The following is a 13048-nucleotide window of genomic DNA, read 5'->3' on the forward strand; positions in this document are numbered from 1 at the left end:
CAGATCAATGTAAGATGAGTATCAGCAGCGTAAATACTTTCAGGGCGTTTCAAAGTAACAATTTCAAATATTACTTCGCCGGGCGTTCCATTTCCCAGTTTGGCATCTGGATGCAGCGCACAGCCGTGGTCTGGATGATTTATTCCCTCACACATTCGCCGTTTATGCTGGGCGTTACGGTATTTGCAGAGCAGTTTCCTTCCTTTTTATTTTCATTCGTAGGTGGCGTCGCGGCCGACCGTTACGACCGTATGAAAATTATCCGCTGGACGCAGATCGGAGCTGTGGTGCAAACCTCCCTGCTGGCCATCCTGCTGCTCTGTAATCATATCGTGGTGTGGGAAATTTTAAGTCTGAGCGTGTTGCTGGGTATTATCAACGCCTTTGACGTGCCCGCCAGGCAAACGATGATCAATGAGGTAGTCAGTGATCCGGGGGATGTATCAAGCGCATTGTCCCTGAGTGCCGCTATGTCGAGTGTCAGCAAAGTACTGGCGCCTGCTGCTGCCGGTTTTGTACTGGAGCACTGGAATGCAGGTATTTGCTTTGCACTCAATGCAGTAGGTTTTATCGTTGTCATTATCTGCTTTTCCCGGATGAACCTGAGGCCTTTTGAGCGGCGGGCAGGAGAGAAGAAAATTCTGGCCGAGTTTAAAGAAGGCATCCTTTATTTAAAGAGCGCACCTGAAATCGGACTGGTGATTTTGATGGTTAGCCTGATTGGCTTGCTGGTACTGCCTTACGACACGTTAATCCCACAAGTGGCGAAAGTGACCTTCAAGGGTAGTGCGTCTACGTTTGGATATATATCCGGTTTTATCGGATTGGGTGCGGTATCGGGAACGGTGTTGCTGGCCTCCCTGAAACGTAATGCCAATCTCCGTTTTTACCTGATCCTGAGCACCGTGGTACTGGGCTTCGGACTGATCTGTTTTGCTTTTGCCGCCAATTTTTACCTGGCGTTGTTGTTTGTTTTATTTACCGGCTTTGGTTCCGTGATGCAGTTTACCAGTTGCAATATTATCGTGCAATCCGAAGCAGCCCCGCACATGCGGGGAAGAGCCATCAGTATCTTACTGACGGCCATTTTCGGCATGGTACCCCTGGGTAGTTTGCTGACGGGGTATGCGTCTGAACATATTGGCAGCCAATGGACACTGTTTATACAGGGATTGCTGTCGATCGCGATTGGCATCCTGTTTTACCGGTTGTTCAAAGCGGCAAAAAAGGAAGATGTGCCACAGCCCGTGGCCGCTGAATTAGTTAATAATTAAACATAAATATTCTAAAGAAATGCAACCTTCAAACAAAACAGCTTTGCTGGTAATGGATTTACAAAATTCCATTTTACAATACGCCGCCGATCCGGCCGTATTTGTACAAAATGTCTCGAAAGCTATTGCTCACGCGAGGGCAAACAGCATTCCTGTTATTTATGTAGTAGTATCTTTCCGTGCAGGAGCACCTGAAATCAGTAGTCGCAACAAAAGCTTCTCTGTGCTTGGTAACAAGGATATGTGGACGCCTGAGTTTTCTCAGCAGTGGGAACAGATTCATGCAGATGTGAAACCGGAAAACGGCGAAGTAGTGGTGACCAAACGCCGTGTCAGCGCCTTCACCGGCAGCGACCTGGAAGTGGTGCTCCGTGCTAATGGTATCCAGCACCTGGTGCTTACCGGTATTGCTACTTCAGGAGTGGTATTGTCTACCGTCCGGGAAGCTGCTGACAAGGATTATGAGTTGACCGTTATCGCCGACTGTTGCATCGACAGGGATGAAGAGGTACACAAGGTGTTAACGACTAAAGTATTTCCTGCCCAGGCAACGGTGATTGACCTCGATACCTGGACGAAATAAAAAAAGACGGGGCTGTTGCGAAACAGCCCCGTCTTTTTTCAGAAGTACATATTATTTACCCGCTACCTCTTTGGCGGCCTGTATGATCACCGCCGCTACTTTCTGTGGTTGGGAAATATAAACGGCATGACTCCCTTTGATCTCGGTCACTTTGGTGTTCGACCGTTTGTACATGCTACGTTGAATATCGGGATTAATGCTTTTATCGTCAGTCGCCACAATACCAAAGGATGGTTTGGTTCTCCAGGCAGCTTCCGTAATGGGAGTTACAAAGCATTTACCATAAAAAGCGCCCTGTGAGGCATACATGAATGCTGCTTCCTCTTTGCTCAGGTCTCCACAGAAACCTGCATGGAACTTTTCCTTATCATAGTAAACAATTCCTTTTTCATTGGGAGGCAGCACGCCATTTTCCGCTGCAGGGGGAGCTGTCTGGAACCATTTCAGGGCTGATTCACCATTATCCGGCTGGAAAGCTGCGATGTAAACCAGTCCGGCTACTTTCGGATGCGTACCTGCTTCGGTGATCACGGCGCCGCCCCAGGAATGGCCGGCCAGGATCGCAGGACCGTCCTGTGCATCCAGCACCAGCCTGGTGGCTGCCACATCATCTTCCAGGGAGGTCAACGGGTTTTGTACGATGGTAACATGATAACCTTGTTTGGTCAGGGCTTCATACACGCCTTTGTAACCGGAGCCGTCTGCAAAGGCGCCGTGTACCAATACTATATTCCTGATTGCCTGCGCACTGGTTTCAGTAACTACACCGGTTACAGAAGAAAGAGCCACTGTGAGGGCTATGATACCGCTTTTTAATGTCGACGTTGTCATCTTTGTGGTTGTTGAAGTTTTTGTTTGAATCAACGATACAAAGGTGCGATATCCGCCTGCTGCGGGCAATGCGTGTATTTCCCGGTTAGTTGTAATTATTTCCCTTCTTTTACGATTGTAGCAGCATTCCTGAAATCTGAAGGAGATATCCCGGTATTTTTCTTGAAGAAGTTAGAGAAATAGGATACATCTTCAAATCCGAGTTCAAAGGTAATGTGCTTCACAGATCGGTCGGTGTAGCTCAACAACCGCTTTGCTTCTACGGTAATTCTGTCCTGGATGATCTGTGACGGTGTTTTCTGATTGAAAAGAGCAAAAAGGTTGGATAGTGTTTTGGGCGACTTACAGAGTTGCTGCGCATAAAAGCTGACGGAATGTTCGGTTTTAAAATTCGCTTCTACCAGCAGGTTGAATTTCCGGATGGTGTGAAACCGCTCGTCATTCATTTTTTTTACCGGGAGATATCCGGATCTGGCCAATCGGGTGGTATAGATGATGAGCCGTTTTAATAACACCAGCAACATTTCATTCTGGATATGATCGGAGGTATGGAATTCGGCAATGAAAACATCCGAGAGCAGTTGTAATTTTTGCTGTGCTTCTTCACTCAGCGTTACAAACATATGGTCTGTACTGCTGAACAGAAAGCCTACACAACTTACTTCACTATCGTGATCAATGATGCAGTAAAATTCCCGGTTAAACTGCCAGGCAACGATCGTGGCAGCATTTTCAAAGCTGAAAGACTGGCTGAAAAGGAGCGTCAGCAGCGAATTGGCAGGGAATTCATATTCCGTTCCGTCGATAGTTACGGTCTGGCTTTCTGCCGGATTCCATGCTATCGTGAAATATTTGTTGAACCGGTCTTTGGAGAAAGCCAGCCGGTCGAAGCCCGCTTCTTCTTTAAAAAGAAATAACTCGCCCCCGGTTGCTTCCTCTTTAAGTGTAAGTTTCATGGAGAATGGAATGAATGATGATAACCTTGCCTGAACGCATAACCAAAATACAAAAGAAGTATGGAAGTCCAAAGACAGGTCCGGGTAGGAGAAGAATTATCTACTCATCAGGACTTTCGCTTTCTGCAATAAATAAATTCAAAATGGATAAACTGAATAAAACTTAGCCGTGAAAATCGTCGTATGTTTAACAGTACCCTTTGCTAACCAACAGATAACGTCATATAACTAGATCCATGAACACGATTGGGAAGTCCGCTAAAAGAATATACGTAAGATTATTTGCACGCAGGATGTTTTATCCGGTAAATCTTTTTTTATACAAATTGAGTATGTTCGGCCTGGGTATCAGGAACCATGAGAATGACATCGTATCTGGAGAGAAAGCCTTTATAAAATTTCTCATTGCAGGTAAGCGGCTGAATGCCGGCGTAATCATGGATATCGGTGCCAATGCAGGCTCTTATTCTATGATGCTCCGTAAACACCAGGTGAGCTTACCTATCTTTGCTTTTGAGCCACATCCTGCAGCCTTCCGTAAACTACAGGAAGCCGGTAGCCGGTATAACTTTACGCCGATCCCGCAGGGAGCCGGTGAAACCAGTGCGGTGGCAGCTATCTACGACTATCGGGGAGAAGGTGGCACCGAGCACGCCAGCATGTATAAGGATGTGATAGAGCAGTTGCATAAAGGTGAAGCGCAGGAACTGTCTATTTCGCTGACCACTATTGATGAGTTTATATCGGAAAATGGTATTTCAAAAATTGCCTTGCTGAAAATTGATACCGAAGGTCACGAGCTGAGCGTGCTCAAAGGCGCGAAGAACGCCATCTCCAAAGGAATAGCAGAGGTAATACAGATAGAGTTTAACGAGATGAATATTATTTCCCGGACCTTTTTTAAGGATATAGTAGATATACTCCCCGGTTATGATTTTTACCGGTTACTGCCTGATGGCCTGAAAGCCCTGGGTGCATATAAGTCTGTTAACTACGAGATATTTTCCTTCCAGAATATTGTTGCACTACGCAGAAATGCCCGTTAGTAGGCATTTCTATCTCCCTTTATCATATTCATCAGGGTTTGAAAGATAATCTGGCAATCGAGCCAGAAGCTGTAGTTTTCTATGTACCAGAGGTCATAGTCTACACGCTTCTGCATCAATCCGGAAAGCCTTGTTTCTCCTCTGAAACCATTTACCTGCGCCCAGCCGGTAATACCCGGTTTTACCAGGTGTCGCAGCATATAATTCTGGATCGTATTTTTCGACTCCTGGTGCAGTGGGATCGGGTGGGGCCGTGGACCTACCAGCGACATATCTCCCAGCAGCACGTTGATAAACTGCGGTAGCTCATCGAGATTCGTTTTGCGGAGAAAACGTCCAACGCGGTTAATCCGGTTATCGTCGCGACTGGCCTGCCGGTAACGGCCACTGGCATCTACGGTATCGCTGTTTACAGCCATGGAGCGGAATTTATAGCACGTGATCCTTTTATTTTTTAAGCCCCAGCGTTCTTGTTTGAAGAATACAGGGCCTTTTGAACTGAGTTTGATCGCTATTGCTATAATGGGAAAAAGCCAGCTGAACACGGTAATGAAAAGAATTCCCGTAAAGCAGAGTTCAAAGATGCGCTTAAACCGTTGCCTGGCCGGATCATCCAGCGGAGAGGTACGGATGGTCAGCACCGGCAGCTTGCCAAAGAAATTCATGCTGGCCGTAGAAGTACAGAAACGATGACAATCTGCTATAATCCTTACCCGCGTTGCTTCCCGCTCGCTGGCCATGATGATCTCTTCTACCTGGTGACTCATCGGCTCGTGTAAGGCTACAATCACATCGTCGACCTCATGATCTTCCAGAACCCGGGTCAGCTCCGACACCCGGCCCAGGTATTTCCCATTGATATGTGGGTTGGATTCCTCATCAAGAAAACCGATACAGCGGTAACCGAAATGATCGTTCGACAGGATCGTATCGTAAAATGTCATGCCGGTTGGTCCGGTGCCTATGATCACGATGTTTTTGATATTATGTCCATTTGACCGCAACCGCAGCAGCGTTTGCTTTACAATAAACTTCATCACCGTAATACCCGTAAACGACAGGAAGGCATACAGCAGGGTGAAAGTTCTGGGATATGGATAGTGTTTGAAACAATAGAAAAACAGGAAGGTAAAAAAGCAAAAATAAATAAGTACGGTTTTCAGGATGGCTACAAACTCATACGAAAAAGACCGGGTCCTGAATTCGTCGTATAAATGAACAGATAGACCGATGCCCGTCCATACAATAAGACCTATACCCATCAGCAGCAGGTTGAAGCCGGAGAGCACCAGGTGTTCCGGACGGGCAATATATTGCAGCGTGGCCAGGAAAGCCAGGACCAGTACGACGTAATCAATCAGTAACCGAAGAAAAAAATTTGCCTGAGTATCCGGTAACATAGCATGGGAATTTTGAGATGAGGGTTAATATGCCGCAGCGCTTTCCGCCACGGGCTTGTGTAGGATAGTATTAAATACGTCTAAAAACCTGTTTTCGATTTCCTGGATGTCAAAATTTGTTTCCGCATATGCACGTCCGTTATTCCCCAGTTCCTGTCTCAGTTTCGCGTCATTTACCAACTTTTCGATATGATCATAGAATCCTTGCTGATCTTCAGGTGATACACAATAGCCGGCCTTGTTGTCCTGCACAATAGCGGCACTCAGGTTGTTGAGCGGTATGGACAATACAACAGGTTTGCGGGCGCATAGATAGGTGAGCACCTTGGAAGGAACCGAGTAAGTACCTGCATCATTTTCCAGGATGCCCAGTAAAATATCTGCCGTACCTAATACATCGCTCATATCCTTGAAATCCTGGAAGGGGAGCAGCAGGAGATTATCCAGTTGTAACCTTGCTTTCTCTTTTTCGAGGAAAGTGGCCCCCAGTCCCTCAGAAATTACCACAAATACCAGGTCCGGGTGTTTGCTGAAATAAGCGGCTGCGGCAGATAGCATAGCCGGGTTGTGTTTCAGTCCCAGCGTGCCGGAATAGAGGATACAGATTTTATCTGCCAGCCGGTGCCGTCGCGCCCAGGAATTGTTTTTCTCCGTAAGCGTTATTTCCTGTATAGGCGCCCAGTTGGGAATGTAAGTGACGTTGTCCGGACTGATCTTCCAATTCCGGAAAAGATCATTGAAAGCAGGAGTGATACTGATGATATGTGCACTCTTCTGCAACAGCTCTTTTTCCAGCCTGTTGAAATAGTTCCAGAGTGGAAAACCCAGGAAACCCAGCCGCTGACGCGCAATTTGCCGGATCGCCACCGTATAGATGTCCTGGCACCAGAATACAAATTTGATTCCCTGCTGAATGCAATATCGCTGTACATATTGTTGCACAAATAAAGGGGTTGTGCCGCTTAATACCACGGTAGGTCTGAATATATCCAGTTTCCGGATCAGTTGTTGCGCGTATTCAATTTCCTGTTTGCGTCTTTTCAGCAGGCTGTATTTTTGAAATCTGCCTTTTACGGAGATGGGGACAACGGTGAGTTTGCCCCCGGTCGCATGTAAATCGTCGAAATTACCCTTGGGCGATTGGAAGGACGTTGAGAAGGCATGCAGCACCTCATACCCGCTTTGGGCAAACTGCTTGCTGAGTTGCAGCGGAAAGGCGTGGCCTGAGTGATCATTGACAACTATCTTCATCATTTCTTTCTTTTATATAAGAGGTCCATCTGAAGGATCTGTAATTTTTCGGATTGCAGAAATCCAACAGGCGCAATAAATTCAAAGCCCAGCTCTTTCACGAAATGGTGCATTTCATCAAACAAGGGTTCCCCATCGTACATCTGGACAAACGAGGTTTCAAACAGGAGATAATCAATTTGGGGAAGACTCGCGGCAGCACCTTTCAGTACTTCTTTTTCAAAACCCTGTACATCCATTTTTAAGAGCGACGGGGTATTAAAAGTAATGCTGGATTGCAGATCGTCCAGACGTTTTACGGCTACCTGAATGCTGCTGGAGGCAGCAGTTTTCGGCACCATATCCTTTTGCAGTGCCGATACGGGCAATGCAGAACTGGCATGGGAATAGGCATTGCTATGGAATTCAAGCGTTCCGTTACTGTTGCCCAATGCCATATTGTAAGTGTTGATACGTGGCAATTTCCTTGTGTTGCGCTGCAACAGGGGGTAAACATCCGGGAGTGGTTCGAAAGAGTAGATATCCGCTGATGGATAGAAGTAACCTGCGGCGATGGCAAACTGTCCCTGGTTGGCGCCTACATCAATGATCGCATTGAGTACCGGGATATAGTGCCGGCAGTTATGCAATACCTGTGTAGAGGCTACAGAGGCGCCTTTCCCCAGCAACGAGGTAACGCCCCGCCCGGAGTTCATAAACACTTTTATCGAATCCGCAATTTTGAAAATAATGCTCATCTCGAAAATTTATAATTCCAGCAATCTTTATAGAAACTTATTGTTTCCTGTACGCTTTTTTCCCAGGTGAATTGTTGTACCTGTGCCAGTCCCCGCGCTACCTGCTGTGCCCTGTATACCGTATTTTCCAGGCTGCAGATTTTTTCGGCAAACAGTTGGGGCGCTATAGCTGCTGTCATTAAACCGGCATCGCCTACCACTTCCGGAATGGAGGTGAGGTTGGTGGTAACTACCGGGCATCCCGCTTTCATGGCCTCTCCCGGTGGAAATCCAAATCCTTCGTAAGCGGAAGGGTAGAGTAAACAGAAAGCATGATTGTATAATATATTCAGATCAGCCTGGCTTACCGTCGGAAAAATACGGTAGCGTCCAGGTATTGTTTGTGCCAGTACCAGCAATTCTTTGGAACTCCAGCATTCACCACCCACTACCACCAGCCGGTATTCCGGTGGGAGTAACGCCATTGTTTCAACGGCCAGGGAGAAATTTTTATAATGGCTGCGGGCGCCTACATACAGGATGAATTTCTCCTGTAAATTCATGTCCAGCGAGCAACTTACCGGTTGCTGATATTGAAGGGGATAGAAGTCGCGGGCAATACCATGATGGATGACTTTTATCTTTGCCGGGTCGATGGCCGGATAGAAATGCAGTAACTCTTTCCTGGTATTATCTGAAATACAGATGATGCCATCTGCCCGCCTGATGCCATATGCTTTCTGGTAAGTATTGGCCAGTCCACGGGGAAACCTGGTGGCCAGTTTCCGCTCATGCGCAAAATCGTGTACTGTCATAATATTGAGGATATCCTTCTGCGGGGAAACACGCAGGTAACCTCCGTGAAACACTGCGGCCCTGGGCAGCGTATACCGCATGGGAAGATAACGCAGGTATTTATCCGGAATCCAGCTTTCGCGGATACAGTGCTGTGGGTTATAGTTGATTTTCTGTTCCAGGATATTACCGGATGCAGGGCGGGCATTGAGGAATTTAATGGATAAGCCGCTGTGGCACATACCAGTCAATAACTCGTACCAGTAAACAGATACGCCGCCTGTTTGCTGTATGGAGAACACAATATTATCCAGGAATATCTGCATGGTTGCTTTCTCTTTTTAAATCCACATATGAAGCATCACCGGGTTACCGGATATATAGTGAATGCCCTTCACGCGGTGTTTGTATTCCGGTACCACCCCTTTGATCAGCGAGATCAGTTTTTCGTAATCCTGTCCTTCGTGATAGGTGGTAATAGCTATTTTGGGTTTGCTTGTCCTGATGGTTTCCAATGCGCCCCTGATCATATTTTCTTCAAATCCTTCTATGTCTGCTTTGATATAATCTATCCTGATGCCTTTGTCTGCGAAGAGGCTGTCGAGCGTAACCACCTCTACTTCCAGTGATTGCCCGTTACTGCTTTGTGCCTGTATGGTACCATTGAGCACAGTGTTGTCAGACGTCATGTTGATGTATGCCTTTTCGCAGGCATCGCCTGCGGCTACCGGCAGGATAACAATCTGTTTTTTCTCTTTGAAAAGTGTTTGCAGGGAATCGATAAACAGCGGCAGTGGTTCAAGCACATAAATACGGCCGGCAGTATACTGATGTCTGAATGCAAAAAATCCTTCCGCACTTCCACAGTCTACCACTACATCTCCGGGTGCAATGGCCGTTTCCGGTATTTCATAATAATGCCAGTGTTCAGGCCGTGCTTCCGCCATAATCATGGCAAAACTGTACAGTGGCGCATTGGCGGGATAAACAAAAGTATCATTGTAGCCTTTGATACGGTAATAGGCATACTTTTTATCCTTGCTGATGATGGTGGCCTTCTGGCTGGCCACCGCGTACATACCGGGTGAAAACAGGTGGTATCTCATTTCCCGCCAGGATGTCCTGGCTCTTACTGTACGATTAAACAGGTAATGATACAGTAAGCGCATCCGGAATTTTACACCGTTCAGCAGGTTACGCACTTTGTTCATATACACTTTCATTTAGGGGTCCATGATCATATGCACAGAGTAAAGCCACTATCACAAAAAGCAGGTCTATCTGGCTGAAAAAGAAACAGATGACGACAAATGCCAGGTAGTTGCGCTGGAATGGCGTGGTTTCCGGGTTTGTTTTTGTCAGTACCAGGAAAAAGAATAACAGGGACACGCCACCAAATTCGGCGAGAATAAAGAACCACCGCATATTAAGATTCTGTCCGCCGATGCCGGCCAGGTGGTTCTGGTAATTCATTTGTCCGAAAAAGTAAGAAGGCGGAATAAAAATACTGTTGCCTGCTCCGTACCCTGATACCAGCAGGTAGGGTTCATCTCTCAGGAAATCCACGACCGGTAACTCCATATCCCTTTGCAGCGGAATTCCCATGATGATGTTATCTTTTTTCCATACTTCATTATCATACCGGTAGGCCGATCTTTCAAAAAGCGTTTTATATAAAGGATCGTTCCGGTTTTCCATGTAGTGTTTCAGAAAGTATTCTTTCGATGCAGCCACCATGAGGAATATACCCACAATGAAACCGAAGCTGCTCAATGTTTTCCATCGTACCGATTTAGGCCAGGGGAAAATAAAGAACAATACACCTGCTGCCATCATATTTACCCAGAAGGTTTGTGAGGAAGTGAGCAGTCCCATCACGAGTAAAACGAAAGCCATTTTGTACTGCCGGTCTTTTACAAACAGGGGAATAGCCAGTGATAGAAATGCGCTGAATATTTTAGGTTCAGAAAACCAGGCCTGTACACGGATACCCATGGGGCCATTGATTTCCTCTACCATATATCGCCCCTGCAATCCGAGGAACTCGCTCAGTTCCCGGCTTCGGAAGGTAAATTGAGCGGCCATCTGGATCACTGCAATCACACAGGATATACGTGCAATTTTTTTAACCGTTTCGGTGAATGCAGCAAATGACAGCTGTTCCCTGTCCTGCACAATTTTGGCGCCGATGGCAAAAAATGGCAGGTAAGTCTTGATATAGAAATAAAGTGGTTTGGTATAAAATGCGTATAGCTTTCCGCCAGGGTAGGCGAAGGGATCTTTATACAGTTGTGTGATCAGGAATACGGTTACCTGCGACAGGAAAGGCAGGAGTAATAGCAACAGGTACTCTCTCCTGATCTGTTGCCGGCCGGTGATCAGTTGATGGGTTTGTTCTACCAGGAAGAAAATGCCGATAAAAAAGGTGGCGGTAAAGGTAGGGCCGATCATGATCATGGTGTATGCCTCTGTAGCAAAAGCATAGAGCAGGGTGTCAATAACGGATATTCTTTTCTGGTAGTACAGGCACAGTAATATAATAGTAACGATCAGTGGCATGCCTTCCCGGAAGCATTCCACGAATATATTACTGCTTTGAAAACTACTGTATCCTATTTCGTCCATATTCTTTTTTTATTACTCAGGAAATACGTTTGTATAGGTTGTATAACAAGGCATTGTTTTTTATGATCTTTTTAAAACGGATGTACATTCCACCGGCGCCGTATAATGTATTTGCGGAATACCGGTCTGCGGCCTCGTCTACACGGATATTGGCCGGATGCCGGATGCTGCTGACGGTGCCGTACTGTATTTTTTTAAACCATCGCGGCGTGGAATGCGTGTGTGTAGCCGCTTCGCCAAAACCGATATTTCTGATCAGGCTAACGTTAGGCGTGATCACCTTACCCTGTTTGAACCATATACTCATAAACCACTGGATGTCCCAGGTATCTGTCTGCCCTTTATAGATGGACTGTAATTCTGAGCGGAGGAAGGTATTGAGGCCATCCCGGGAGAGGTTTTCATAGCGGCGCAATGAAAAGTCATAATGTTTCCAGGCCCGTCGCCAGCTGGCCCATCCCCATACATGTGCATAGCGGGAGAAATAATAGGAGCCTTCGCCACGTGTGATACCGCCCTGGTAGTTACTCCCGTTGATATGCATGACATCGTCGTTAAACCGGTACCTGGCCAGCAACGTGGTGCAAAAAGGAAAGAAGCTGTGATCCGGCACGCAATCGTCTTCCAGGATAATCCCTTCTGTTACCTGGCTGAAAAACCAGTCGATCGCAGAACTGACGGCCTTTCCGCAGCCGAGGTTCCTGGACCTGAACAGGGTTTGTACACTACATGACCAGTCTATCTGATCCATCACCGCTTTCCTGGTTGCCTCGCACAGGGCCGCTTCACCGGGTTTATCTTCCCGTGGTCCGTCTGCTGCGATAAACAGCTGCTCCGGCTGTTGACGCCTGATCTGTTCAAACACCGCGAGCGATTGCTCCGGCCGGTTGAATATCAGGAATAAAACAGGTGTACGTAACATTATTTGGTTGCCTCCAATGCAACGGCGTTATTAAATCTGATTTCTTCTTCTACCAGTCTGAACATCTCATCGCTGCTGTCGTTGAAACCGCAGTTCCGGATGTTGCTGAACCCCGCTTCGGCCAGCTGGTGGGCGAGCGACACCTTGTCCCACATGTACAGGTGCTCCTTGTTGCCCAAGGCCAGTTGTACCAGCCGTTTGAATCCACGTACCCGCTCTTCCTTGCCCAGCAGTGTTTCTTCCATAAACACGGTGTTGGCTTTCGGATCGTTCAACGCCAGTTTATCGATATATCTCCTGGCGGCAACGGCCAGATCGGGCAGCACACAACGGAAATATCCGCCTGGTTTCAGGATATGGTGCGTATTCCGGATGGCCTGCAGGCAATCCTTGTACGACAGGTGTTCCAGCACATGCGAGCAGTAAACACCATCGCAGGAGTTTTCCGGAATACCGGGCAAGCCTTTCAGGATATCGCCATGCAATACATCGGGGTGAAAGGATACGTGCATACCTGTTTTCAGCCATTTTCCGATCAAAGGAATCCGCTGCATCCGCAGGGTGGGCGACGCATCAAAGTTTTTCCAGCCGGCGGGTGCTGAAAATGGTCCACAGCCATATTGCACATATAGTTTACCGGTGGACATAT

General features: G+C 47.0%; 13 protein-coding genes. 3 read left to right on the top strand and 10 right to left on the bottom strand.

Going from position 1 to position 13048, the window contains the following annotated elements:
- Window positions 1–14: 14 nt before the first annotated feature.
- Both BMW79_RS17375 and BMW79_RS17380 read left to right on the top strand, forming a co-directional pair.
- Window positions 15–1274 carry an MFS transporter gene (locus BMW79_RS17375; RefSeq protein ID WP_089896943.1) on the top strand — a complete coding sequence of 420 codons (1260 nt, stop codon included), beginning with the start codon at window positions 15–17 and terminating at the stop codon, window positions 1272–1274.
- Window positions 1275–1293: 19 nt separating this feature from the next.
- Window positions 1294–1857: a cysteine hydrolase family protein gene (locus BMW79_RS17380; RefSeq protein WP_089896944.1), complete on the top strand. Its 564-nt coding sequence runs from the start codon at window positions 1294–1296 to the stop codon at window positions 1855–1857.
- Between the two features lie 51 nt (window positions 1858–1908).
- Here the strand turns inward: BMW79_RS17380 and BMW79_RS17385 are convergent, their stop codons facing one another.
- The gene (locus BMW79_RS17385) at window positions 1909–2688 is read right to left on the bottom strand and encodes an alpha/beta hydrolase (RefSeq protein ID WP_089896945.1); all 780 of its coding nucleotides are present in this window, start codon (window positions 2686–2688) and stop codon (window positions 1909–1911) included.
- Between the two features lie 95 nt (window positions 2689–2783).
- Window positions 2784–3644: a helix-turn-helix domain-containing protein gene (locus BMW79_RS17390; RefSeq protein WP_089896946.1), complete on the bottom strand. Its 861-nt coding sequence runs from the start codon at window positions 3642–3644 to the stop codon at window positions 2784–2786.
- 332 nt (window positions 3645–3976) lie between these two features.
- Between BMW79_RS17390 and BMW79_RS17395 the strand changes: the two genes are divergently transcribed.
- Entirely contained in the window at window positions 3977–4690 is a 714-nt protein-coding gene (locus BMW79_RS17395; RefSeq protein WP_245752770.1) for an FkbM family methyltransferase, read from the top strand.
- On the opposite strand, the gene BMW79_RS17400 is transcribed toward BMW79_RS17395, so the two are convergent.
- Genes BMW79_RS17400 through BMW79_RS17435 form a run of 8 tightly spaced genes read right to left on the bottom strand, consistent with a single transcriptional unit; the run spans window position 4687 to window position 13046 of the window.
- Window positions 4687–6090: an undecaprenyl-phosphate glucose phosphotransferase gene (locus tag BMW79_RS17400; protein WP_089896948.1), complete on the bottom strand. Its 1404-nt coding sequence runs from the start codon at window positions 6088–6090 to the stop codon at window positions 4687–4689. The two genes, BMW79_RS17395 and BMW79_RS17400, sit on opposite strands and share 4 nt — an antisense overlap.
- 24 nt (window positions 6091–6114) lie before the next feature.
- Window positions 6115–7344, bottom strand: a complete 1230-nt coding sequence (locus tag BMW79_RS17405; protein WP_089896949.1) for a glycosyltransferase family 4 protein — start codon at window positions 7342–7344, stop codon at window positions 6115–6117.
- Entirely contained in the window at window positions 7341–8078 is a 738-nt protein-coding gene (locus BMW79_RS17410) for an FkbM family methyltransferase (RefSeq protein ID WP_089896950.1), read from the bottom strand. The genes BMW79_RS17405 and BMW79_RS17410 overlap by 4 nt, the downstream gene beginning before the upstream one ends.
- A complete protein-coding gene (locus BMW79_RS17415; RefSeq protein ID WP_089896951.1) occupies window positions 8075–9178 on the bottom strand; it encodes a glycosyltransferase family 4 protein in 1104 nt (367 codons plus the stop codon). Before BMW79_RS17415 ends, BMW79_RS17410 begins: the two co-directional genes overlap by 4 nt.
- 15 nt (window positions 9179–9193) lie before the next feature.
- On the bottom strand, window positions 9194–10063 hold the full coding sequence (locus BMW79_RS17420; RefSeq protein ID WP_177192226.1) for an FkbM family methyltransferase: 870 nt from the start codon (window positions 10061–10063) through the stop codon (window positions 9194–9196).
- A complete protein-coding gene (locus BMW79_RS17425) occupies window positions 10047–11477 on the bottom strand; it encodes a hypothetical protein (RefSeq protein ID WP_089896953.1) in 1431 nt (476 codons plus the stop codon). The genes BMW79_RS17420 and BMW79_RS17425 overlap by 17 nt, the downstream gene beginning before the upstream one ends.
- A gap of 16 nt (window positions 11478–11493) precedes the next feature.
- Entirely contained in the window at window positions 11494–12399 is a 906-nt protein-coding gene (locus BMW79_RS17430; protein ID WP_089896954.1) for a hypothetical protein, read from the bottom strand.
- Window positions 12399–13046: a class I SAM-dependent methyltransferase gene (locus BMW79_RS17435; protein WP_089896955.1), complete on the bottom strand. Its 648-nt coding sequence runs from the start codon at window positions 13044–13046 to the stop codon at window positions 12399–12401. The genes BMW79_RS17430 and BMW79_RS17435 overlap by 1 nt, the downstream gene beginning before the upstream one ends.
- Between the last annotated feature and the right edge of the window lie 2 nt (window positions 13047–13048).

The organism is Chitinophaga arvensicola (assembly GCF_900110835.1).
Classification (GTDB): domain Bacteria; phylum Bacteroidota; class Bacteroidia; order Chitinophagales; family Chitinophagaceae; genus Chitinophaga; species Chitinophaga arvensicola.

Bases quoted from the DNA above. Each gene is read 5' to 3' on its own strand.
- BMW79_RS17385 (WP_089896945.1), bottom strand. From the start codon at position 2,688: ATGACAACGTCGACATTAAAAAGCGGTATCATAGCCCTCACAGTGGCT.
- BMW79_RS17395 (WP_245752770.1), top strand. From the start codon at position 3,977: ATGTTCGGCCTGGGTATCAGGAACCATGAGAATGACATCGTATCTGGA.
- BMW79_RS17400 (WP_089896948.1), bottom strand. From the start codon at position 6,090: ATGTTACCGGATACTCAGGCAAATTTTTTTCTTCGGTTACTGATTGAT.
- BMW79_RS17390 (WP_089896946.1), bottom strand. From the start codon at position 3,644: ATGAAACTTACACTTAAAGAGGAAGCAACCGGGGGCGAGTTATTTCTT.
- BMW79_RS17415 (WP_089896951.1), bottom strand. From the start codon at position 9,178: ATGCAGATATTCCTGGATAATATTGTGTTCTCCATACAGCAAACAGGC.
- BMW79_RS17420 (WP_177192226.1), bottom strand. From the start codon at position 10,063: ATGAACAAAGTGCGTAACCTGCTGAACGGTGTAAAATTCCGGATGCGC.
- BMW79_RS17430 (WP_089896954.1), bottom strand. From the start codon at position 12,399: ATGTTACGTACACCTGTTTTATTCCTGATATTCAACCGGCCGGAGCAA.
- BMW79_RS17405 (WP_089896949.1), bottom strand. From the start codon at position 7,344: ATGATGAAGATAGTTGTCAATGATCACTCAGGCCACGCCTTTCCGCTG.
- BMW79_RS17375 (WP_089896943.1), top strand. From the start codon at position 15: ATGAGTATCAGCAGCGTAAATACTTTCAGGGCGTTTCAAAGTAACAAT.
- BMW79_RS17380 (WP_089896944.1), top strand. From the start codon at position 1,294: ATGCAACCTTCAAACAAAACAGCTTTGCTGGTAATGGATTTACAAAAT.
- BMW79_RS17410 (WP_089896950.1), bottom strand. From the start codon at position 8,078: ATGAGCATTATTTTCAAAATTGCGGATTCGATAAAAGTGTTTATGAAC.
- BMW79_RS17425 (WP_089896953.1), bottom strand. From the start codon at position 11,477: ATGGACGAAATAGGATACAGTAGTTTTCAAAGCAGTAATATATTCGTG.
- BMW79_RS17435 (WP_089896955.1), bottom strand. From the start codon at position 13,046: ATGTCCACCGGTAAACTATATGTGCAATATGGCTGTGGACCATTTTCA.